The 22,134-nt window shown below is 42.5% G+C and carries 20 protein-coding genes, 1 pseudogene and 1 riboswitch; of the genes and pseudogenes, 12 read left to right on the forward strand and 9 right to left on the reverse strand.

Annotation, left to right across the window (positions count from 1 at the left end; translation table 11 throughout):
- Positions 1-254: 254 nt before the first annotated feature.
- Positions 255-1,889, reverse strand: coding sequence for an SWIM zinc finger family protein (locus RCG25_RS01905; RefSeq protein ID WP_308081983.1), 1,635 nt, complete (start codon positions 1,887-1,889; stop codon positions 255-257).
- A 465-nt stretch (positions 1,890-2,354) separates the two neighbouring features.
- On the opposite strand from RCG25_RS01905, the gene RCG25_RS01910 reads away from it, so the two are divergent.
- The 8 genes and pseudogenes from RCG25_RS01910 (at position 2,355) to crcB (RCG25_RS01945) (ending at position 7,551) form a co-directional block, all read left to right on the forward strand.
- A complete protein-coding gene (locus RCG25_RS01910) occupies positions 2,355-2,819 on the forward strand; it encodes a VOC family protein (protein ID WP_308081984.1) in 465 nt (154 codons plus the stop codon).
- A pseudogene (locus tag RCG25_RS01915) lies at positions 2,800-2,940 on the forward strand (VOC family protein); the annotation flags it as partial. The gene RCG25_RS01910 and the pseudogene RCG25_RS01915, both read left to right, overlap by 20 nt.
- A gap of 787 nt (positions 2,941-3,727) precedes the next feature.
- Entirely contained in the window at positions 3,728-4,735 is a 1,008-nt protein-coding gene (locus RCG25_RS01920) for a DUF3231 family protein (protein WP_308081985.1), read from the forward strand.
- A 20-nt stretch (positions 4,736-4,755) separates the two neighbouring features.
- On the forward strand, positions 4,756-5,208 hold the full coding sequence (locus tag RCG25_RS01925) for a CBO0543 family protein (RefSeq protein ID WP_308081986.1): 453 nt from the start codon (positions 4,756-4,758) through the stop codon (positions 5,206-5,208).
- A gap of 14 nt (positions 5,209-5,222) precedes the next feature.
- Positions 5,223-6,017, forward strand: a complete 795-nt coding sequence (locus RCG25_RS01930; protein WP_308081987.1) for a hypothetical protein — start codon at positions 5,223-5,225, stop codon at positions 6,015-6,017.
- Positions 6,017-6,460, forward strand: a complete 444-nt coding sequence (locus tag RCG25_RS01935; RefSeq protein WP_308081988.1) for a hypothetical protein — start codon at positions 6,017-6,019, stop codon at positions 6,458-6,460. Before RCG25_RS01930 ends, RCG25_RS01935 begins: the two co-directional genes overlap by 1 nt.
- A 65-nt stretch (positions 6,461-6,525) precedes the next feature.
- Positions 6,526-6,586, forward strand: a riboswitch (Fluoride riboswitch).
- Between the two features lie 204 nt (positions 6,587-6,790).
- Entirely contained in the window at positions 6,791-7,192 is a 402-nt protein-coding gene (gene crcB / locus RCG25_RS01940; RefSeq protein ID WP_308081989.1) for a fluoride efflux transporter CrcB, read from the forward strand.
- Positions 7,189-7,551 (forward strand): fluoride efflux transporter CrcB, encoded by a 363-nt coding sequence (gene crcB / locus RCG25_RS01945; RefSeq protein ID WP_308081990.1) that lies wholly within the window; start codon positions 7,189-7,191, stop codon positions 7,549-7,551. Before crcB (RCG25_RS01940) ends, crcB (RCG25_RS01945) begins: the two co-directional genes overlap by 4 nt.
- A 53-nt stretch (positions 7,552-7,604) precedes the next feature.
- On the opposite strand, the gene RCG25_RS01950 is transcribed toward crcB (RCG25_RS01945), so the two are convergent.
- From RCG25_RS01950 to RCG25_RS01965, 4 genes are all read right to left on the reverse strand, one after another.
- Positions 7,605-8,531 carry a PspC-like choline-binding domain-containing protein gene (locus tag RCG25_RS01950; protein ID WP_308084081.1) on the reverse strand — a complete coding sequence of 309 codons (927 nt, stop codon included), beginning with the start codon at positions 8,529-8,531 and terminating at the stop codon, positions 7,605-7,607.
- 287 nt (positions 8,532-8,818) lie between these two features.
- Positions 8,819-8,956: a hypothetical protein gene (locus tag RCG25_RS01955; protein WP_308081991.1), complete on the reverse strand. Its 138-nt coding sequence runs from the start codon at positions 8,954-8,956 to the stop codon at positions 8,819-8,821.
- Positions 8,957-9,464: 508 nt separating this feature from the next.
- Positions 9,465-10,703 carry a C40 family peptidase gene (locus RCG25_RS01960; protein ID WP_308081992.1) on the reverse strand — a complete coding sequence of 413 codons (1,239 nt, stop codon included), beginning with the start codon at positions 10,701-10,703 and terminating at the stop codon, positions 9,465-9,467.
- A gap of 205 nt (positions 10,704-10,908) precedes the next feature.
- Positions 10,909-11,913, reverse strand: coding sequence for a DUF3231 family protein (locus RCG25_RS01965; protein ID WP_308081993.1), 1,005 nt, complete (start codon positions 11,911-11,913; stop codon positions 10,909-10,911).
- A gap of 220 nt (positions 11,914-12,133) precedes the next feature.
- On the opposite strand from RCG25_RS01965, the gene RCG25_RS01970 reads away from it, so the two are divergent.
- The 4 genes from RCG25_RS01970 to RCG25_RS01985 all read left to right on the forward strand — a co-directional run bounded on the left by RCG25_RS01970 (position 12,134) and on the right by RCG25_RS01985 (position 16,992).
- Positions 12,134-12,673, forward strand: a complete 540-nt coding sequence (locus RCG25_RS01970) for a DUF5683 domain-containing protein (protein ID WP_308081994.1) — start codon at positions 12,134-12,136, stop codon at positions 12,671-12,673.
- A 749-nt stretch (positions 12,674-13,422) separates the two neighbouring features.
- Positions 13,423-15,069 carry a diguanylate cyclase domain-containing protein gene (locus tag RCG25_RS01975; RefSeq protein WP_308081995.1) on the forward strand — a complete coding sequence of 549 codons (1,647 nt, stop codon included), beginning with the start codon at positions 13,423-13,425 and terminating at the stop codon, positions 15,067-15,069.
- A 247-nt stretch (positions 15,070-15,316) separates the two neighbouring features.
- Positions 15,317-16,279 carry a PspC-like choline-binding domain-containing protein gene (locus tag RCG25_RS01980; RefSeq protein ID WP_308081996.1) on the forward strand — a complete coding sequence of 321 codons (963 nt, stop codon included), beginning with the start codon at positions 15,317-15,319 and terminating at the stop codon, positions 16,277-16,279.
- Positions 16,280-16,407: 128 nt separating this feature from the next.
- A complete protein-coding gene (locus RCG25_RS01985; RefSeq protein WP_308081997.1) occupies positions 16,408-16,992 on the forward strand; it encodes a hypothetical protein in 585 nt (194 codons plus the stop codon).
- A 50-nt stretch (positions 16,993-17,042) separates the two neighbouring features.
- On the opposite strand, the gene RCG25_RS01990 is transcribed toward RCG25_RS01985, so the two are convergent.
- Genes RCG25_RS01990 through RCG25_RS02005 form a run of 4 tightly spaced genes read right to left on the reverse strand, consistent with a single transcriptional unit; the run spans position 17,043 to position 22,131 of the window.
- Positions 17,043-18,365, reverse strand: coding sequence for an O-antigen ligase family protein (locus tag RCG25_RS01990; protein ID WP_308081999.1), 1,323 nt, complete (start codon positions 18,363-18,365; stop codon positions 17,043-17,045).
- Between the two features lie 26 nt (positions 18,366-18,391).
- Positions 18,392-19,861, reverse strand: coding sequence for a lipopolysaccharide biosynthesis protein (locus tag RCG25_RS01995; RefSeq protein WP_308082000.1), 1,470 nt, complete (start codon positions 19,859-19,861; stop codon positions 18,392-18,394).
- A 21-nt stretch (positions 19,862-19,882) separates the two neighbouring features.
- Positions 19,883-21,001: a glycosyltransferase gene (locus RCG25_RS02000; RefSeq protein ID WP_308082001.1), complete on the reverse strand. Its 1,119-nt coding sequence runs from the start codon at positions 20,999-21,001 to the stop codon at positions 19,883-19,885.
- A complete protein-coding gene (locus tag RCG25_RS02005) occupies positions 21,001-22,131 on the reverse strand; it encodes a glycosyltransferase family 4 protein (protein ID WP_308082002.1) in 1,131 nt (376 codons plus the stop codon). Before RCG25_RS02005 ends, RCG25_RS02000 begins: the two co-directional genes overlap by 1 nt.
- Between the last annotated feature and the right edge of the window lie 3 nt (positions 22,132-22,134).

Below are 22,134 nucleotides of genomic sequence, written 5' to 3' on the forward strand. Positions count from 1 at the left end.
TGAGAAGGGCATTTTTAAGTTACCTATTTTAGGGGGGTGTTTGTTTCCAAAAAAATGTCTATTCGCACAAAACCCCTGAAAAATGGCACAAAACGATGTGAAAATGGCACAAAACCCATTCATTTTGATACAAAACCACGGCAAAATGGCACAAAACACCCCGAAAACGGCACAAAACCAAAATTGTACATTCCACAAAGACAAATGTCCTCGCGTGGTGCCTAACACCACCCCTGGGGGACTGTCCCCAAGCCCTAACTCTCGATCAACTTACTCCGCTTACATTCCTCATGGAACGCGCGCAGCCTCTTTGTCCGATCCAGCAACGTTTCCATAAAGTACTCCCAGTCGTCCACACGCTTCAGCTTCTTGTACAACGTCCGCAGCTTCTTCAAATGCCGCACCGCCAATCGGTAGCTGCTCCGGTTCTTCTGGTCAATCTCCCGTTGCGCCGTCTGATGCAGCATCCCGAGCAACACCTCCGGACGCTCCTTCTCAATCAGCTTCAACCGTTCCTTCGGCAAATCATAAAAATTCAAGCCGACAAACGCCTGTAGCTCACCCCAACGGTCATACTGCCCGCGCTCAAACAACATATAATCATACTCCCGGAAACTATACGGCAGCGTCTGCAACAACGCCCGTTCGAGCAAATCCACCCGGTCCGTCTCCGAACAATATGGCGTCACCGCCCGGAGCGCATCCCGAACAAACGCCACACAGCTATGATAGCCGCCCAGCTCCTCCAGATACCCTTTAATTTTTTGCAAAAACAACTCAATTAAAACCCCAACACGGCGCCATGCCTTCAACTGGCTCAAATAATCAATCCAATACAACAGATAAGGCACAATCACCCGATCCTCAAACTGACCCACCAGCTTCAACGCCGCCTCATCGTCACCAAGCAGCAAGTTGATATGTATCCCGGCCACCATCAACGGCGCCGGATTCTCCCAATCATGAAGCACCTTCAGCCGCGCACGAATCTTGCCAACCTCGGCCTCACGCCAACTCTTCTGCTTGAAAAATTGCACCCACAACAGGCGATACAAATAAATCCGTTCGTTCTCAATCCCGCTCGTACACGTCAGCAAATCAAACGCATCGTCCTTCAATTTCTCAATAAACTCATCAAACGCAAACGGCAGCGACTGCACACCAATCTTCACTGCTAGCTCATGCGCATCCTCCAGCAAGTTCTGGAACACATGCAAGTACGCCCGCTTCACCATGTCCTCGCTATGCTCCAACTGGTCACTCAGCACCGCCAGCTTCCGGAACGACACCACGATCCAAACCATCTCATATAACAAGCGCCATTCCTGCTCCACCGGGGCACTCGCATGAACCCGGCGCTCATAAATCCCAAACAGCTCCGGAATCACATAAGGGCTTGTGTATTTCTTCGTCGCCAAGAGCGTATCAAAGCTCAACTCAAACGACTGCACCCAGCGGCTGTACTCCGGCTTCATCACACCGTTCGCCTTCACGAGATCCTTCGCCGTCTGCATACCCCATGTCGAAAATGCCGCTTGCTCCCGTGCCGGTTCGCGCCACTCGGTCACCCAATCCGCGACACTGCCAACCCGGGCATACACCGCAAAAAATGTCGCCATCTGATGACGGCAAAAGCCCTCCCCCGGACATGAACACGAGCTCTCCGACAAAAACGATAAGATGAGCTTCACATAACAAGGCGTGACGTCCTGGACCGTCGACGTCACTTTTTCATCATGGAAGAGTTGGACCTGCTTCACCAGTCCTTGCCGGTACAGCATTAACCCTTTCGAAACCAGCTTCGCATCCTCCGTCACACTCGAATGCAGCAGCTCCTTCACCTGTTCCGAGAAGAGCTCAATTTTTTCACTAGCCGGTGTCGACTCCATAACCGTAACCCCCTTTTTTGGAAAAATAAAAATCATCACCATAGTGCGATCTTTTTTTATAAAAGTCCGTCCATTCATTGATAAAAATCCATATTCCTTTATTATAACCAAAAATTCGCAATTAGAGGAGGGGGCGGCTTGGAAACATGGGATTTTAAATTTATTTATGGTCACGCATAATAGGATTGGAAATGATCAGTAAACCTACTATATATACGAAAAAAACCGCTGCTATAGCGGTTTTCTAAATAGCACACATTTATAATCTAATATGTGCGTAATATTTCACTTCAAAACGTTTATAAATGGATCTCTTCGAAAAAATCAGCCAGAGACGGAACTTTGACTAGGACTCGAGGCTAAATCTACAACTATAGTTGTAGAAAACTTCCCACTAAAGCTGAATGTCTATTTTTAACACAAACACTAAAATAAAGGTATCAATAGGGAATGGGGTTGAGCGGTATGAAAATATATGAAACGCATGTAAACACAAGGAATTTAGAACAATCCATTGAATTCTATCAATCACTCGGGTTGGTGCTCGCGTACGTAATCAACGAGAGAAGAGTCGCGTTTTTCTGGCTGGGGGACGTCGAGAAGAAGGAGCAAATGCTCGGCGTATGGGAGGAGTCTGCTGAAAAGTTTGTTCCATCACACTTTGCCTTTGGAGTATCACTGGAAGAGTTAATGAAAATACCTTCATTTTTAGAAAAAAAGGGAATCGAGCTGCGCCCGTCGTTCGGGCTGGATACGTCAGAGCCTGTGGTCCACGCCTGGATGCCAGCCGCCTCCTACTATTTCGCCGATCCGGACGGCAATTCGCTGGAATATTTGGCGTTGCTAGAGGGGGAGGCACGACCTGAGCTTGGTGCGGTCCACTTGAGCACGTGGAATGAGGTGATGAATCATGATAAAAGGTCTGTATGAAGCACATTTACCGGTTAGCGACCTGGAGCGGTCTATTGATTTTTACAAAAATCTCAATTTAGAATTGGCTTTTCAAAAGGGAAAAGTAGCTTTCTTTTGGATTGAAAAGGGTCGCAGCTGGCGAGTGGAGGCGCCTTTTTTGTCATTTGGAAGATGGTTTCCAGTTTTTGTAGAATTCCTTGCTAGTTTTGTAGAATAACTTGAAATTTTGTAGAATTCCTCTGACGTTATGTAGAATAAATCGAAATTTTGTAGAATTCCCTCGTGGATTTGTAGAATTAATCTAAGCCTGTGTAGCTAACCCCTGGATTAGTTAAGAAATAAACCAAATCCGTTTGGAAAAAACCTGGAATTGTAGATAAATCCCGAATTTGTGTAGAAATAATCCAAATCTGTGTAGAAAAAACCTAAAGTTGTGTAGAAATAATTAGAATTCGTGTAGAAAAACCCTGAATTTGTGTAGAAAAAATCCAAAAGTGTGTAGAATTCCTCTAAAACGATGGGATGTTCCGTTCTGGGTCCGGGTAAATCCTAAAAAATTAGGTAATATTTCAACTGAGCTCTAGTGAATTCCTCTTAATTAGGTAATAGTCAATCCAAGCTCTAGTGAAATCCTTATAAATTAGGAAGAATTCCATCAGAAGCGCTCAAGAACTCTTCCTACCATCTTAAAAACTACAAGAACACCCCCTAAAACCAGTCACACCGAATAAATATACTTCCTCGCAAACCTTTTGGGGACAGTCCCCCAGCGCTTTAAAGTATAAGGGGACAGTCCCCCGGTTGAGTAACGCATCAATGCAGTGGGGGACAGTCCCCAAACTTTGCCCCATAACCCTCATAATTTTCCATAAAAATTAGCATAATAACCCTATATGACTAAGTTCTGTAAATCTTGGAGGTTTATTGTGGAAGACATAAATCATACCGTTCGCCTGACGACAGGGGAAATAGCGAATCTTTGGACCCAATACATTAACGACACCATGGCCATTTGTGTACTCACCCATTCAATTGAAACAACGCAGGACCCGCAGATCAAGGACATCCTTCAGTTTGCTCTTCAACTAGCCGAATCACATATCGGAAAAATTACTGCCTTTTTCAACGAAGAAGACTTTCCGATTCCAATAGGATTTACGAAAGCCGACGTGAACCTCGGTGCACCCGCGTTATTTACAGATAAATTCATGCTGGCCTACATGCTGATTATGGGAATCCATGGCCTGACCGGCTACGCGGGAGCAGTGAGTACATCCGTGCGCGCCGATCAACGTGCCTATTTCATCCAATGTAATATCGAAACGATGGAGTTACATAATAAAATCGTAGAATTAATGCTAGAAAAAGGCATCTACAGTAAGCCGCCAAGAATCAACACGCCAAAACAGGTGGACTTTGTCAATGAACAAAGCTATTTAACTGGCTGGTTTGGTAAGAAACGGCCGCTAAATGCGATGGAAATCAGCGGAATTAGCTACAACATGCAAAAAACAGTCGCAAAAATCGTACTGGAAATTGCCTTTGCTCAAACCTGTCAATCGAAAGAGCTACGGCAATATTTTCAAAGAGGGAAAGAAATTTGTAAAAGGGAGTTCGACACCCTGAGTTCGATCCTAACAAAAGATGATCTCACCTCACCCGCTTCATGGGTATCAGAATTGACCGATTCCACCATTCCACCGTTTTCAGATAAATTGATGTTATCTCATATCGTCATCCTAATTTCTGCGGGAGTCGGCTACTTTGGCGCCGGATTATCAGTTTCACAGCGAAGAGACCTGGCGCTAAAATACACGATTCTTATGGCGGACATCGGAAGATACGCAGAGGATGGGGCCCAGCTGTTGATCAAGCATGGCTGGTTGGAGCAGCCACCACTTGCCTCAGACAGAAATGAATTGGCCGAAAAATAAATTGGAAGAGAGGGATAGAAATGGTTTTATTAATTATGACTGTTATCGGATCCATCCTAGCAATCATTTTTATCCCTAAGCGCATTTCCAACTTAGAAATGTACACAACCTCCTTCTTTGCTATGATTCTAGCCGTCGTCGCAGATGTTTATTTAGATTTGAAATTTGACTATTACGGTTTTTTTAACAAGGGCGTGGATTGGCAATACCTGCCGATATTTATCTTTGTCTATCCAGCCGCAAACATCGTGTTCCTAAATTTTTACCCCTTTAAAAAGACATGGATGAAAAAAGTACTCTATGTTGTGATCTGGACATTTCTGACCACTGCATTTGAATACCTCTCATTACATACAGAGGTTTTTTACCATCATGAATGGAAGCTGTGGTATTCCTTCCTTTGCTACCCGTTTCTTTACTGGATCCTGGTCTTGAATCTAAGGTTTATAAGGTTTTTAGCAAAAAATAATTGAAAATGGTGAAAAACATGCCGATCATTACACAAAAGTGGCACCCAAGACGACCGAAGGCAAACCTAACCTCCTTTAACATCAATTATTTACGTGTGGGAAACCCGTTTATGCCTCTGTGGTGGGGAATGGCGATGCCAGGCGCGGGCCACATTATGATTGGGAAAAAATTTAAGGGGTTTTTGTTATTTGTATTTGAGTTCCTCGTCAATACACAAGCCCATTTGAACTTATCCATTTTTTATTCTTGTACCGGACAATTCGAGTTGGCAAAAGCGTGTCTAGATAGCCGATGGTTCTTCATTTATATAGGCGTCTACATTTTTAACGCCTGGGACGCGTACCGATTGACGACGGATATCAACCAATTTTCGATGCTCGCGGTGAGAGAGAAATCACCATTCCAAGCATTTAACATCAGTATCTTGGAAATCAACTACCTTCAAAGGCTCAATCCATGGGTCCCAGTCTTTTGGTCGGTGGTTACGCCGGGCCTGGGGCACCTAATTGTTAGAAATGTCGTCTCCGGTGTCTACATGATAGTTTGGTTCATCATCTCGATTTACCAATCGAGGATACTGGAAGGAGTGTATTTTTGTGTGTTGGGGGAGTTTGAGCAAGCATCAGCCGTAATGAATATCCAGTGGACAATGTATTTACCCTCGGTATATTGTTTTGCAGCCTGTGACAGCTACTTTCACGCGGTTGAAATCAATGAGCTTTTTAAGATGGAACAAGCCCAATATTTGAAAAAGAATTACTATGGCCCGAAAAATAAACAAAATTTTATCAAACAATTGGAGAATATCTAATGCCTGTCATCTCAATCTTCGAGCATTCCTTAGCACTCGAACTCGCCATTAGCGAATTAGAAAATCATCATATCGAAAAAGAAAGAATTTTAGCGGCATCTGTAAATAAAAATGTCGTCGAAAAAAAGTACCTCGACCCTTTTAACGCGGATGGACTCAATCTGTTTTTGGTCTCGGGAATCGGCATGTCAGTCATGCTACTGGGCACGATGTACGGGTTTGTCCTCTATTGGGGTCCCGTCCTCTGGGGCCTGATCGGATTAATTGCCGGGTCAATTGTTGGACTTGTCATTGATTACATATGGAAAAAAACCGTCAGAAAAAAGACGCTCAGAAAAATCATAGCGGACGTCCTGTTAATTGTGAATTGCGAAGAGGACCAGGTAGAGTTGGTGGAGGGCATCCTTAAACAGCATCATACATTGGGGCTGGTGAGAATATAGAGAATGGTCGCGGGCGATTCTGTTCTTGAAAACCAATCGACTGATTTGCTAAAATACTTGTATATAACTGCACAGGCGATGGAGTTCGCCATAAACGCTTAGAAAGCTAATGACTCCTACCAGAAAAGGTCCTGGTAGGAGTCTATTTTTTTAAAAATTGCTGTTTTTAACCTGGATTTTCAGTGTAAAATTACACTCGAGCGGTATATATCAGCGAATTCGCGGCACTTATCAGCGAATTTCGGGGTTTTATCGGCGAATTTCATAGTTTTATCAGCGTATTTTGCCATTTTATCAGCGAATCACAAAAGTAAGATAGAGGTGGACCAAATGAATTTTATTTTAGTAGGTATTGCCGGCATAATCGGAGCCACACTCCGGTATTTATTGGGCGTGTACTTCAGCCAGTGGTGGCTGAATGACTTTCCGTTAGCCACCTTTGTCACAAACATGGTGGGGAGCTTCCTATTAGGCTGGTTCACCCATTTTTTGCCGCGGTTCAAATCGCTGCATCCGCATGTCATCACGGCAATGGGCACCGGATTGATCGGCTCATTTACGACGTTTTCTACTTTTAGCGTGGAAACCGTTCACCTAATCGAGGCATCGAAATGGGGCACCGCGATTCTATATGTACTCCTCAGTCTTTGGGGCGGGCTGTTGTTCTCATGGCTCGGATACCGCTTAGGATTGAAAAAGGATGCTGCTGTAGGCGGGGGTGTAAAGTCATGATCACCAATATCTTATGGGTCGCATTGGGTGGGTTTTTCGGAGCGATGTCCCGTTACGGCGTGGGCTTAGTTATAAAGAAAAAGTACCCTTCAGATTTCCCGTTCGCTACCCTGTTTGTCAATCTATTGGGGTCGTTTTTGCTCGGACTCATCATAGGGGCCAATACGGATGATACTCTAAGATTGTTACTAGGTACAGGCTTTATGGGGGCGTTTACGACGTTTTCCACGTTCAAATTAGAGAATATCCAACTGCATGCAAAAAGAAAAATAAAAATAGCAGTGCTGTACCTGGCGATCAGCTACACCTGCGGCATCTTACTCGCCTTTCTAGGCATATGGCTTGGTGGCAACCAATAAAGGGGACAGTCCCCCGGCGCTTTAGCGCAGCGGGGGACTGTCCCCAAAAAAACTCAGTTATACACAGTATCAAATTTAAATGAATTGTAATTATGGAACTTATGACTGGCGTCGAAATAATCCATCGCCACCTGGAACGCCTTTTTCGCGCTATCCCAGAACACGAGCAAATTGATATCCTGCTTACCCGCGGCCAACTCTTCCGCGCCAACTTCCTTGGTATCCCACTTAACGACTTTGAAATTCTTCGCGTCCGTCACCTTAATCGTATACAGCCAGTAATTCTCGCCCTCGACCCCAGTCAAATCATGATAGTTAGACCCCAACTTCTCTTTCAGACCAGCCTGGGTAACCCCCACATCAATCCAACTCTTCAGGTCATTCACAACCGAAACAACCGCTGCATTTCCGGAATTCGTCATCCGACCGTTGCTCATTAAATAATAACCGCTTACAAAATTCTCCCGCACCATCGCACCATCACGTGGACTCAAATAATACCAAGCACCTGAAACATATCTCCAGCCTGTCGCACGCGCACCCGATCCATCAAAGTAATACCAGCTTGTCCCAATCGAGCGCCAACCCGTCGCCATCGCACCCTTTGGATCTAAATAATACTTACGGTCACCAAGCTCGAGCCAACCCGTCTTCATCACACCATGCGTATCTAAGTAATACCAGGTGCCTGACACCAGCACCCACCCGGTCTTCATCGCTCCGTGCGCATCGAGGTAGTACCACTTGCCACCATCGTTCACCCAGCCCGTCTGCATCGTTCCATCCTTAGCGGCAAAATAGTACCAGGCACCCTTGTCGAGCAGCCATCCCGTCTTCTGTGCACCATCATCACCGTAAAAATGCCACTTTCCATCCTGAAGCGCCCAGCCCGCTGTATTTCCGCTTTCTTCCGCACCCACCACACTCGGAAACACATAAAGCAGCACGGCCCCAAGCAACACAACCATTAACCTCTTCATTTTTTGCAAATGAACCACCCTCCCGTTGATTACTTTGTCTTACCTAAATATTTGGGTTGGGTCCCCAGATTTCCTCCCAATACTTTTAGCCAAATTCCGCGAGATTTTCCGCTACAATCTTGCAAAATAAGCTATTTCCTATGAAAAAAGACCCAATCCACGCAGTATGTATTTAATAGGTTTTATATAGCCGTTTTTGGAAAGTTTAAACCTAAAAAAAGCCAACTCCCACACATTATTTCAAGGGGGCACCTTGAAGCACAAAAAAAGCCAACCCGACTTGATTGTTATGGGGTTGGCTCGGAATTTGTATTTTGGTTTTTTGATAGAGTAGAGAAGTATTCAAATAATTGATTGATATAGTTGTTTAGCTCGAAACCATCCTCACTAGCAAACTCCGACAATAACAATTTGTTCTCATTCATTGGTTCGTCCCCCTCGATTTCCTTGTTATCCCCATTCTTGCCAAACTATCAGTCTCTTATACAAGCAAAATGAGAATTTTTTAGATTTTTTTGTTCTCGACCGGGGGATGAGCGTAGCTAATTGGGGGATGAGCCCTCGCAATTAGCAGATAAGCCCCCCTCTTCGGAAATCCAGACCATTTTCCAGGCTAGAATGCTCTACTAAAGTGAATTTTAAATTCCCTTTTTATATAAAAAACCATTTATCAACCGCTTCTTGGACTTTATCGACCGGTTGAGTACAGATATCAACCACTTTTTGAGGATTATCAACCACTTTTTGATATATATCAACCACTTTCAACCACATATCGACCACTCACCAAAATTCAGCTCAATCCCCACATAAAAAAGCCAGTCCCCCAACATGGTAACGCTCAACCGCGCCCGGGGACTGTCCCCCGAATTTTCACCTTATTACCAACAACAAAAAAACTGGCCCCATCCAGAGCCAGTTTTACTAGAAAAATTAATAGAATCTCTTAAACCCATCCAAATGTGTCGTATAGTATGGGCTTTTTAAGGTAGAAATCATGATTCCGTGTGCTTCGTCGGCGTGGATGAACTGGTCGCCGCCGAGGTAGATGCCCACGTGAGAAATCCCCTTTTTATACGTATTTTCAAAGAATACAAGATCGCCGGCCTTAGGTTGATCAACATAGTAGGCTCGGCTATAGAAACCTTCCGCCGAATAGCGGCCAATCTGCTTGCCCGCCTTATTCGCCACATAATAGATAAACCCACTGCAGTCAAAACCGGACAGGCTGCTGCCACCCCAAACATACTTAATTCCCATTAAGCTTTTTGCCGTATTAACCATATTCGTTGCAAAATCAGAAGACGGCGCAGGCGCAGGTGCACTACTCACTTTGCCACCGTTCACCTTCAATTTTTGCCCGACATAAATCATGTCAGAGGTTAAGCCGTTAAGCGATTTCAAATCCTGTACCGACATCCCCGTTTGGATGGCAATTTTTCCGAGAGTATCGCCACTTTTAATAACATACTCACTTGTAGTCGACGGCTGAGCGACAACAGGAGGAGTTGTAGCCGGTGGCTGAGAAGGAGTCGAGACCGTGCCGTTCACCTTCAGCTTTTGTCCGACATAAATCATATCCGATTTTAAGTTATTCAGTGTCTTTAACTGCGTAACCGACATCTTAAACTGAACACCAATCTTGCTCAGGCTGTCGCCGCTTTTAATCGTATACATATTAGTTGCCCCTTGCGTTGCTGGAGCTGGGGCAGATTTCGGTGCCGATGTTGGAGCCTCTTTCGGTGTTTGGGTCGGTGCAGGTTTCGGAACAGACACAGTACCTGTCCCCGGTGCAGAAACCTTCAACACTTGTCCCACATAAATAATCGTGTTATCTAGGTTATTCCACTGCTTTAGCTCGCCGACCGTCACGTTATAACGATTTGCAATCTTGATCAGTGCATCACCCGACACAACGGTATACGTCGTCGTCTTTGGCGCCTGCACACTGATTGGCTCGTTGCTTACCTTCAACATTTGATTGACGTAGATCATATCCGACTTCAGACCGTTCAAAGTCTTCAAGCCACTCACACTAGTATGATATTTTGAGGCAATTTTTGATAGGCTATCGCCTTTTTGAACCTGGTATGTATCAGCAAGGGCAGAACCAGCAAAGAGTGTCGAAAAAAGCGCGGCTGTTGATAGAGTACGTACGATGGTTTTCTTCATCTAAAAAAATCACCTCATATAGTTTCATTTTTTTATTAATTTTACCATAGTTTGCTAGTGTTTCGGGTAAATAATTGCAAAATCTGACATAAATTAGCGGAAAAATGATAGATTTCAGCTAGCAGAGGGCATAGTGAATGTTTTCTGACGCAAAAAAACCAGCTCCCGATAAGCCGGCTTCCTTTTGTTTATATGAGGATAAAAATCAATTTTCCTTCGCAAGCTCCTCCCGATTAGGGGCAAGAGGGGGCTGTTCTAACCAGCCATATTTCACCATAATATTAAACCATTTCTTGGTGACCAGAATATTTTTCAAAATGACACCTTCAAAAGCAACAACCAAATCCGTTCGCATGGCCGATGCGAGACCCGTTCCATGATAGGCTTGGGCAGCCTGGAATAAAAATCCGATATGATACATCATGAGTTTGTCGGAAAAAGGAGAGTTAGTAGAGGTGGTGACCTCCGTTTCCAATGATTTAGGCACAGGTAAATTATCCTCTTGCATAATTTTAGTAAACATTTTAATTTGGTCATCCGAGGTTTTCTCCGTGTCAGTGAGAAATTCCTTGACCAATTTATTTTGAGCTACCTGACCGAAGGCAATCGCCAACGTTTTCGCCATAATACTCTTTTTCAGATTAAAAGAAATACTGATAATTTCAGTCGCAGTCAACCGGCGACCCTTACCGAAAAAACCGTCGGTAAAATCTTTGCTGGATATAAATTCAGTCTGCTTGCTTGGGTAAAACATAGGGTCTCTTTGAAAACTTCCTTTTTCCAGCAAGAGTTCAATCGTTTGATGATACATCCTTTTCGCATCATTATCGCAGGAATCGTAAAATTCCCTTAAATCCTTACGAACGGAAACTCCTAAGGATGTGGTGTGTCCGAGCAATCCATGTAACGTCATGACATGTAAATAATTTAAGCAAAATATATCGGTAAACAGCCTCTCCGCACCTTTGTTGAAATCTGTCTCAGAAAATCCATTCGGGATAGGAAATCCCTCATTCTCGATAAAAGTAACCAATTGTTTCTTTTGTCTCGAGAAGGTCTCAATAGCATCCTCAAAAATGGCTTTGATGGATGCATCCTCAATAATGGTAACCATATACCTATTTACTGTATCTGTCATTGTCCCGTTTACATACTCTCCCCACAGCGTGCCGATTTCGGAAGATGTGAGCTTCATTTGATTTTTATCCACGATATTCACCTCGTGGATATTATTACCGTTATATTCTAATTTTATGAATGTATGGAAAAGGAAAAAGTAAATAAGTTCAAATAATTGTCAGACTTTTTAGGAAGCTGGACACTGGTGAAAAAATCTCCGTGACTTTTTTCCTAAAAATTGTAAAAATAGGAGGATTTATTCCTATTTTAGTGAAATTATATAGGTATAATTCATTCAGGGGGAAACCACCATGAGGCAAAGTCGTCAGTATCGGTCACCGTATGCGGCCATGTTGTGGTCGCTTGTTTTACCAGGCTTCGGACAGGTGTACAATAAAGATTACATAGTTGGCTTTGTATTAATGGTGTGGGAGATCCTGGTCAATGTGAAATCACACTTGAATATCGCTTTGTTAAATACCTTTCACGGGGATGCACACTCTGCTCATCAAGTGATTGATTACCAGTGGGGTCTTTTTTATCCTTCCATTTATTGCTTTGCCTTATGGCAGGCGTTTAATTCCGCCGTGGTGAACAACAACAGACTTGCAGGAGTAGAAGGGGAGAGGCGGACCTATTTCTCTGGATTTTTCCTAGGAATGGTCGTGGGAATGGACTTCGGTCTCTTCTGGCATGACGCTCATATTCTCACCTATTTTGCTGCCGCGAAGGTTTGGGACTATCCGGTCTTTAACGGCATAATTCTAGGACTATTCTTGGGTCTTTTGGGTCATCAACTGGAAAATAAAGTCTACCGAAAATACAAACGGAAAATTACACCCAATACATAGAAGAGACCAAATATTGGGGGACAGTCCCCCAGCGCTTTAATGCGTTACCATTTCGGGGGACAGTCCCCCGATGCTTTAACTCGTTACTACTCCGGGGGACTGTCCCTTAAACATAGGAAATGATGGAAATTTTTGGATTCGACGAGTAACTTTAGGAATGCGACGAGTATTTAGTTCGTTTTGACGAGTAAATAAGGAAAATTGACGAGTAATTTTGTGATTTTGACGAGTAAACAGGAGAAGTAGACGAGTAAACGAAATTTCAAATTCAGGTTAATTATGTCCGGCATATTTGCCGGATATTTTTTGTCTTTTTCGGAGGTTCAGGCTATTTTCAGACCTAGAACTCCCTCCCAAGCAAGTATTTTCAGTTACCCTTTTATAGGAAAAACCATATATCGACCACTTTGCGACTGATATCGTCCACTTGGACGAAGATATCAGCCACTTTTGAAATTTATCGTCCGCTTTTCATCACATATCGGCCACTTTCCACCCAATATCGACCACATCCTCAAAATCCAGCCCAAACCCACATAAAAAAGCCAGTCCCCGCACTTTGGGGACTGGCTCAACTCATTAATCTTTTAATGGTTACCACTTCGGGGGACAGTCCCCCGATGCTTTAACACGTTACCACTCCGGGGGACTGTCCCCAAATACCCAAAAAAATATGTCTCAAAATGTCGAATTTTGTTATGATAGCTGAAGGGAAAACCTCCCATATTTCGTTGAGGAGAATAATTAACTTGAACCTAAAACTTCGGACCTATATGGCCGTCTTGTTTGCCATAGGAATTAACGCGCTAGCCGCCATCTTAAGCCTGACCATCGGGCACCAGGCCAGCGAAAAAATAGAAAAAGAAATAGGCAATACCCTGTCGGCCACGGCCTACCAAATGGCGGATAAATTAGACTTCTTTATGTGGTCCCGCTCAGGCGAAATCGATGTCGTGAGCCAACTAAAAGACATACAAGAACCAAACGATAAAGAAAAAGTTCAACAATTACTAGACCAGCTGCAGGTCAGCTTTCCCACCTTTTCCTGGGTGGGATTAACCGATGCCAATGGCAAAGTGGTGGCGTCTACTAAAGGGATACTGGAGAACGTCGACATATCTGAACGACCGGTCTTTCAGAACGGAAGTAAAGGACAATTTATCGGAGATGTCCATGATGCCGTCCTGTTGGCCAAGCTTCTCCCTAATCCAAGCGGAGAGCCCTTGCAGTTCGTTGATATTAGTCGCCCAGTCCATGGCGAGGACGGGAAACTAGTAGGGGTTCTCGCAGCCCACTTAAGCTGGGAGTGGTCGCATCAGGTCGAGCAGGAAATCCTGAAACCTCTAAAGGAAAAGAACAAAGCCGCAGAAATTTTTGTGATAAGCCAAAAAGATCAAGTTATTCTTTTAGGGCCGAAATCAATGATTGGCAAACGGCTCAACATTGATAGTATCAAGCAGGCTCAAAAAGGTCAGAGCAGCTGGCAACTTGAAACATGGCCAGATGGGAAGAAATATTTAACGGGTTATGCCTTAGGGGACGGCTATCAGAATTATCCCGGATTAGGTTGGTCCATCCTCGTTCGGATACCAGAGGAAACAGCCTTCGCTCCAGTGGATGAACTACAGAAAACGATCTTCATTACGGGCATCCTATTAGCACTCGTATTTGCCATTCTTGGCTGGTTCATTGCCGGCTACATTACGAAGCCGTTGCAAAGCATCACCGATTCAGCCAATCGCCTCCGCGCCGGGGAAAAAGTAGAGATTCCTCATTATCGAGGCATTAAAGACATAGAGATTCTCTCGTTATCGTTACGCGACCTAGTAGATTCGCTTGTTCGCACTGTTTCCGATCTTGGAAAAATGGAGAACCTCGCTCACCACGACAAATTGACCGGGCTAATGAATCGAATTGCGCTCGATTCGTATATCCCAAAGGCCTTAGAACGAACGAGACCATTAGGGGAAAAACTAACCTTCTTGTTCCTAGACTTAGATGGCTTTAAGAAAGTGAACGACACATTTGGGCACCAAGTCGGAGACCTTCTATTGCAAGAGGCAGCACGGAGACTTCAGGGCTGCGTCCGTAGTGAAGGGGAAGTGTTTCGTTTAGGCGGGGATGAGTTTTTGATCGTGCTGTTTACCGAGGCAACCGATCCTATAAGCGATGCATCCATAGTGGCAACAAAGGTAATCGAGAGCCTGAACCAACCGTTCGACTTAGTTAACGAAAAAATCAAGGTAGGTTGCTCAGTTGGTGCCGCAGTCTGGGAAGACGAATCAAAAGCACCAATCGAAATCATCCGCTGTGCAGACGAAGCCCTCTACGTATCCAAGCGTACAGGAAAAAACAAACTAACATTCCATAAAGGGGACAGTCCCCCAGCGCTTTAGCGCAACGGGGGACTGTCCCCACCATAAAAAGTAGCCAGACCTGTATAGGTCTGGCTATTTTTTGCGCTTCATTTAAACTTATGAAAATATTATATTACATATATATTACAAGGTTTTGAAGTTTTGTAATGTTGTTGTTATATTATTAGAATAATTATCCAATTAATACTAAAATTAGAATTAATAGCACCATAAGTATTAACAACAAATTTCATAGAATCATAATTTAAGAAATTGGGGTGTTAGAATGAAAAAAATGGCAAGAGCAATCACTTTAGCAACAGGCTTACTTTTAACGGTATCACCAACGGTTTCATGGGCTAGTACGACAAGTAGTACAACAGTAGTGAGCAATCAGTGGGTTCAGAAAAGCGGGCATTGGTATTACATAAACAGTGCGGGTCAATACACCAAGGGTTGGAAACTTATTAATGCCAAATGGTACTTCTTTGATGGAAATGGCGTCATGAAAACAGGATGGATCCTCGACAAAGGTAAATGGTATTTCTTGAATCAATCAGGTGCCATGAAAACAGGGTGGCTATTAGACAAAGGCAAATGGTATCACTTGAGCGAATCTGGTGCGATGGACGCGGGTTGGTTGAAAGATAAAGGGAAGTGGTATTTACTCGAATCATCAGGTGCGATGCTAACAGGCTGGCGAAATATGACCTATAATTATGCGAAAGGCTGGTACTATTTTAATCCATCAGGGGACATGGCAACAGGCTGGATCAAGGATGGAGGGAAAGACTATAAACTTTTACCAGATGGCAGATGGGCGCATAACGTCATCGCGGACGGATATTTTTATGAGAACAACAGTTTACAAAGTCCTGGCAGTGAAGTCATTAAAGACAACGTGAATGTGTTAAAGGCAATTTTAAATACAAGACAAACGAAAGAGGAAGTTGCTAATTCGCTAGGCAGCCAATATTCCGTTGAACCTACTGGCTCATACTGGGAATATTCAATGGTTATTCCTGATAATGGGAACTTTGAAGCCGTCAAATCGAAATTTACCTTATTATCACCGATTGATCTAGGAAATGGAAAAGTCTCCATAAAGGTACTAATCACTTGGAGCGAAGATAACAAATTAAAGGGCTACTCAATTGCTTATTTCAGCACCGATCAACGCCTACATCTCTATCAAAATGCCCACAACACAGAAAGCGACGTCATTTGGTTTGGGAACCTAATCGACTAAAAAAGGGGGGACTGTCCCCCCTTTCCTTTCATCATTTACCATTGATGTCAGTAAATTCAAAGTTTATAATCTAGTAAGATAGGTAAATTTGTATAAACTTCTTGTTTATATTTGTGGGAGGAAACAAAGTGAAGGTAAAAAGTAAGATTCTCCTCGTTCTCATGTTATCGATAGCCTTAGTGGGTTTAAGCGGCTGTTTTGGGAAAGAAAAAGCTGCGACTGACGATAGCAAGAAAACAGTCGAAACAAAAGAAACAGCAAAAGCTAATGACACCACCACAACAACGGAAACAACAAAAGCAAATGGCACAACCGCAACAAAAGAAACAACAAAAACAAATGGGACTACCGATACAAAAGCAACAACAAAAACGAATGACACCGCCACATCAAAAGAAACAGCTAAAACAAAAACAAACAGCACCACTTCAACAAAAACAAGCGGTAGCAAAACAACAAACGGCACCACTACAACGACAGGGAATAAGCAATCGGATAATTCATCAAAACCTAAGAATGAAGAAAAAGAAATCAGTGATTTTGTACTGCAGAACACAAAATTAGTGAAAATTTTCAACATTAGCCGTCGCGTGCATGAACAGCACCCGGACCTAGGTCCATTCTTTTTCGTACGAGGAATTGATGCCAGAGGCCAAAAGAGCGAAATCTGGATTAAAGATATGAAAGTGTTTGAGATGGTAAATACAAACTAATTATCGTATAGGTAAACAAATAAAAAAAGGAAAACGATTAGCGAAAGCGCCTATCGTTTTCCTTTTTTATTTTTTGCAGCTTGGGTAATGATGATCGTACATAATCCAAGGAAGAACCAAAGGTAACGCCAATGCAGTGTATCCAAAAAGAAACTATTAACAATCATACCAATATAGACGGATAGAAATAAATAGACTGGAAAATTCCACACTTCACTTTTTCGAAAATAAAAAAGAAGAGATAGAATATAGAGATTCATCGCGGCAAATGACAGCAAAGCAATCCAACCATTTTCAGCAATAATTCGAACAAACAAATTGTGTGTGGCATATCCGAAGTAATATTCAAATTGACCGGGGCCAATTCCGAAAAGATGTGTAGAACCTAATAATATTCCTTGTCGTTGATAATAAAATCTGTCTACATCATAACTCTGTAATACATCGGACGAGCCTAAAAATCTCATAGAGAGGTAATGTTCAATCGCGTCACCTGCTACCAACCAAGCAACAACACAGGCTACAACCATCAAACTTACTAACACTGTGATATGACCATATTTCTTACGATAGAAAATAGAAAAGAAGAAATATAATAACATAACGATACCAAAATCAAGGATAGCTGCTCGTGACATAGCGGCTAGTAAAACAAGAATGACTAGTAATGCAAGCGATATAAAACCCAAATATTTTACCGATAAAAAAAAGTGCGAAAATGCTTTATCAACCAATAGGACTATAGCCAAGATTAGAAAAGGGGAAAAGTCATTTGGGTCCATAAAGAAACCTTGGGCGCGAACTCCTTGGAACCATGTTCCTATATCGCCGACGACCCCTATTTTCTGCAAAATAACAGCTATAACTGAGAGGAGGACAGTGCATACATATCCAAGAAGAATGGAATTGAATTCCTTCTTTGTTTGGATGGTAACAGCTAAAAAGTAAAAAATCGTTACCATAAAAAACGTATGAAAAAAGTAACTGATTCCTAGTTCGGTATTTTTACTGAATAGCAGCGAAAGTAAGGAAACCACAATAAATATGAGGAGAGCAAAATTGATAAAAAGCAATTCTTTCAATGTTTGCAGTTTTTGTTTTTTCCAAATGAAAAATAGTCCTGCAACCAACACAAAGAGTAAATCAAAAAGCTTTATATCTGTATTCATGAGCCCAAAGGTACAAAAGAGTAGAAATAAAGCTAATGCCCCCCTATGAGAAAAACTTTTATAAATAAAAACAGGGAGGAGTAAAAGGCCGATAATTACTAATCCAATGGAGCTAGCAGAAGGAATAGTAAGGATGGAGACAAGAACTCCTATAATAATACTAATCAGCGATGCAGAAATAATATACGTGTTCTTACTACCCATTTATTTCACTCCCTCCTTTTTCCATGTTATAACAAGACCTTTTTAATGGAGTCCTTCCAGAAGAAAAACACCCAGCCTATGTAAAGAAGGAAAAAGGGTAATCCAATGATCATGCTAATAAGGGGAGAAACCCCAGCAAGAAGCTTGATTTTTAGTATCACAAAAGGTATGGCAAGGATCATCACTAAAACAGAGACCTTAAGAAATGTAATCCATGGTATCTCCCATTTAATATAGTTAATGGAAAAAATATAAAGTAGGGCAGAATAGACAATAAAACCTATAGTTGTCGAAATCGAAGCACCAAGAAAGCCCCATTTAGGAATAAAAAATAGATTGAGCACAAAATTTGTGAGAGCAGCAATGGTTACAAAATAAAACATTTCTTTTGTTCGTTTCCCAATTTGATAGGTGAGCTGTCCGTAAAGTCCCATATTCCAAGCAAAAAAGCCAAAGATCAGAATAGGGATAATCAACGCCCCACTTGTAAATTGTGGTCCTAATAGAAGTGCACTAACCTCATTTCTGTAAATGGAAAAATACACTCCAAAAGGCAAGGAAACGATCAAAAATAAATGGGTGAACTTTGATATTCGCGCTTCAATATGACCCTTGTCATCCTGCTCTTGTATTTCATTCATCAAGAGCGGTTGAATAGCAAAAAATAAGGGATTACAAATTAAAGCGATAGCTTGTACAGCAATCGTAAAATTTGCGGAATAAATCCCTACTTCATGTGGAGAACGAAAATACTCAATCATAAACCGGTCGGTCAAATTCATGATTGTTGTTCCTATATACCAACCGATGAGCGGGAAACCATACGACCAGAATTTTTTCACAAAATTAATAAAGGAGTGCTTCGAAGCGTTCAATGGTTTGAACAGATCTATTGTGTTTACATAACGAAGCATAGGAATCGAAACAACAATTTGTGCAAAAAGAGTCGCCCAGATAAAGGAAACAGCCTTCGTTTGTAGGTACATAACCATTACAAAGGTCATCACTAATTTTAAAAGGGATTGCATCACATTTAGATTCCGATACTGCTTTGATTGAAGGTCGACCTGATATACGCTTCCTAAAGACATAAAGTACACAGAACTAATCACTAGAAGGACGGACGACCAATAATATGGTTGATAGGGTCTCATAAACCCTGGCAAAAACAAATAAAATAGAGTAACCACTAATAAAAAAGCAATGGATATCACCAAAAGTAACTGGTTTAAATGGCGATTAAACTCTGGAATCGTTCCATGTTTCATATATTCGGGACGAAATCTTTGTATCGATAATACAATCCACTGTGCAAGTAAGGAAGAAAGGATGATCGTTGCATTCACAACAATGGTATAAGTCCCATAATCCTGTGGTGAAAAGACTCTAGTAAAGAACATTAATAAGATAATATTTATAAGAGCAGGAGCTAGAAATACAGGAATATAAATAATGGTATCCCGGCTAATTCTACTTTTAGTTACAATGGATGACATTCTGATTTTTTCCCCTTAGCTCTAACCAAGATAGATTTTTTCTGTTCGTACACACATCTCATGAACGGAATAATGACAAGACACCTCTAAAAAATACATGCCTAGTTTTTCACGATAAGAATCATCTGAAAGCAATAGGTCCAGACGGTCGTACATCGCTTGATCATCATTCACCTGAACCAATAGATTTTGGGTACCATCAGGATCAATCACTTCCTTAATCCCGCCCACATCCGTACTAACGACAGGAAGTCCACGGCCGCATGCCTCTAATAACACATAAGGAAGCCCCTCTTTATGAGAAGTAATCACCATGACATGCATCTGATCCATCCATTCAACCACCTGAACTTGGTTGCCTTTAAGCTGAATGATGGACTGCAATTTCTGCCTGCTAACTTCCGCTTGATAATGGTCAAACAACGGACCATCACCAATCACCCAGAATTCTACATTTGCTATGTTGTTTTCTTTAAAAAGAGTAGCTACCCTTAGTAGCATATCAATATTTTTCTCGGATGCAAAGCGGCCGACAAATCCAATGATTCGTTTTTCACTCTGCATTAACCGGACCTGCTTAGCTCTCCACTCATCCCTGGACAGGATATCTTTATTCGGAATCCCATTCGGAATCACATGCATCTTCTGTTCCTTAATCCCGACTTCTTTTCCTTTAAAGAAATCAAACTTCGAAACCGTGATAATATCTGTTGAAAGCCAGCTGCATACCTTCTCCAAAAAAAGGTACATCCATTTCTTTTTCTTAGAAAGAGTTGGATCTGTGAATACAAAGCCGTGGGCTGTAAAAATGTTCTTATCCACTCGATTCACATATCCCGCTACTCTAGTCAGAATCCCTGCAATCGAACTATGCGAGTGAACGATATCGAACTTTTCTTTTTTAATAAAAGCAATTAATGTCCTTAGAGCTTTACTATCTGCCGTAACTGAAATGGTTCGAGGAATCGGAATAACACGCACCTGAATACCTAGGTCTGTCAAGGCTTCGATGAATGGACCCTCTTCGCCGACGACGACCTGAATGTCGTGGCCCTTTTTCAAAAACCATTCTGATAAATAGAGTAGATGCCTTTGTGCACCACCAATATCGGCGCCTGTAATAACATAGAGAATTTTCATTATGCAAGGGTGTGAATCACACCGACAACTCCTTTAACAAATGATTCTTTTGTAAAATGAGACTCATACCGTTGTCTTGCCTGCTTTGCCATTCCATCACGTACGGACGGTTGATCGAGGAGAATCCTGAGCTTTTCAACCAGTTCCTCCACACTCCCTGGAGGAATAATAAACCCTGTCGTTCCATCCTCAATCACTTCAGGGACACCTCCGACATTCGTTGAAATGCTTGGAAGGCCTAATGCCATGGCTTCAATAATGGATAAAGGCATGCCTTCTGTATCGGATGGCAACACAAAAACCGACGATCGACTAATTTCATCCCAGGGTTGTTCTATCCACCCAAGAAAGGAGACGGCACTAGAAATCCCATGTTCCTCAACTAGCCGTTGCAATGACAGCTTGTATTCATCCGAATGCCATGGCGGCTTTTCACCGAGAATCTTTAACTGAACGGAATAGCCCAGCTTAATCAACTCTGCACAAGCCTTAATGGCAAGGTCCTGTCTTTTTCCTTCGATCAATGTTCCAACCATAACGATGGTAAAAACAGAAGGGACTTCTTGCCGGTCAAGAGCAGGAACTTCGACACCATTATGGACAAAGGAAATCTTTTCTTTCCTCTTAGGGAACTGGCTACGATATTTTTCACAAAGTGCTTGCGATACAACAATGATCCGGTCGGCAGTCAGGACGCTGATTTTTCCTAAAAGATTAGTTAATTGTTCCTCCCCATGGATATGCCAGATGACTTTCCGGCCTAAAAGTTTAGCCAGCCATCCAATAAGCAGCTGGGAGCGAAATTGGCTCGTATATACAATATCAATCCGGTTTCTTAAGATAAAAAACATCACTTGAAAGAAGTGGGGCAGGATCTGCAATAATTGACGAATCAAAAAGAAAAGCCCCGTCTTCACTTGTCCTTTTCGAATCTGATTAACCGATTGATTAATAGGGAGCAAAGCTACCATTTTTCCGGCAGCCTGTACCCGACTGTTCATCGGGCCATCAGTTGAAGTCAAAAAATAAGTTTCCATCGATTCATCATCAAGGGAAACTAAAAGGTCAAGCTCACATTTTTGCGCCCCTCCCCATTCAGGACGGCTTTCATAAAATAGGATTCGCTTCACTGG

This window comes from Neobacillus sp. PS2-9, assembly GCF_030915525.1.
Classification (GTDB): Bacteria; Bacillota; Bacilli; order Bacillales; family Cytobacillaceae; genus Neobacillus.

What these genes read in the sequence shown, in the direction of transcription:
- RCG25_RS01930 (WP_308081987.1), top strand. Translation starts at nt 5,223, where the DNA reads ATGCCGATCATTACACAAAAGTGGCACCCAAGACGACCGAAGGCAAAC.
- RCG25_RS01980 (WP_308081996.1), top strand. Translation starts at nt 15,317, where the DNA reads ATGAAAAAAATGGCAAGAGCAATCACTTTAGCAACAGGCTTACTTTTA.
- RCG25_RS01955 (WP_308081991.1), bottom strand. Translation starts at nt 8,956, where the DNA reads ATGAATGAGAACAAATTGTTATTGTCGGAGTTTGCTAGTGAGGATGGT.
- RCG25_RS01995 (WP_308082000.1), bottom strand. Translation starts at nt 19,861, where the DNA reads ATGTCATCCATTGTAACTAAAAGTAGAATTAGCCGGGATACCATTATT.
- crcB (WP_308081989.1), top strand. Translation starts at nt 6,791, where the DNA reads ATGAATTTTATTTTAGTAGGTATTGCCGGCATAATCGGAGCCACACTC.
- RCG25_RS01935 (WP_308081988.1), top strand. Translation starts at nt 6,017, where the DNA reads ATGCCTGTCATCTCAATCTTCGAGCATTCCTTAGCACTCGAACTCGCC.
- RCG25_RS02000 (WP_308082001.1), bottom strand. Translation starts at nt 21,001, where the DNA reads ATGAAAATTCTCTATGTTATTACAGGCGCCGATATTGGTGGTGCACAA.
- RCG25_RS01960 (WP_308081992.1), bottom strand. Translation starts at nt 10,703, where the DNA reads ATGAAGAAAACCATCGTACGTACTCTATCAACAGCCGCGCTTTTTTCG.
- RCG25_RS01905 (WP_308081983.1), bottom strand. Translation starts at nt 1,889, where the DNA reads ATGGAGTCGACACCGGCTAGTGAAAAAATTGAGCTCTTCTCGGAACAG.
- RCG25_RS01950 (WP_308084081.1), bottom strand. Translation starts at nt 8,531, where the DNA reads ATGAAGAGGTTAATGGTTGTGTTGCTTGGGGCCGTGCTGCTTTATGTG.
- crcB (WP_308081990.1), top strand. Translation starts at nt 7,189, where the DNA reads ATGATCACCAATATCTTATGGGTCGCATTGGGTGGGTTTTTCGGAGCG.
- RCG25_RS01970 (WP_308081994.1), top strand. Translation starts at nt 12,134, where the DNA reads ATGAGGCAAAGTCGTCAGTATCGGTCACCGTATGCGGCCATGTTGTGG.
- RCG25_RS01990 (WP_308081999.1), bottom strand. Translation starts at nt 18,365, where the DNA reads ATGGGTAGTAAGAACACGTATATTATTTCTGCATCGCTGATTAGTATT.
- RCG25_RS01910 (WP_308081984.1), top strand. Translation starts at nt 2,355, where the DNA reads ATGAAAATATATGAAACGCATGTAAACACAAGGAATTTAGAACAATCC.
- RCG25_RS01925 (WP_308081986.1), top strand. Translation starts at nt 4,756, where the DNA reads ATGGTTTTATTAATTATGACTGTTATCGGATCCATCCTAGCAATCATT.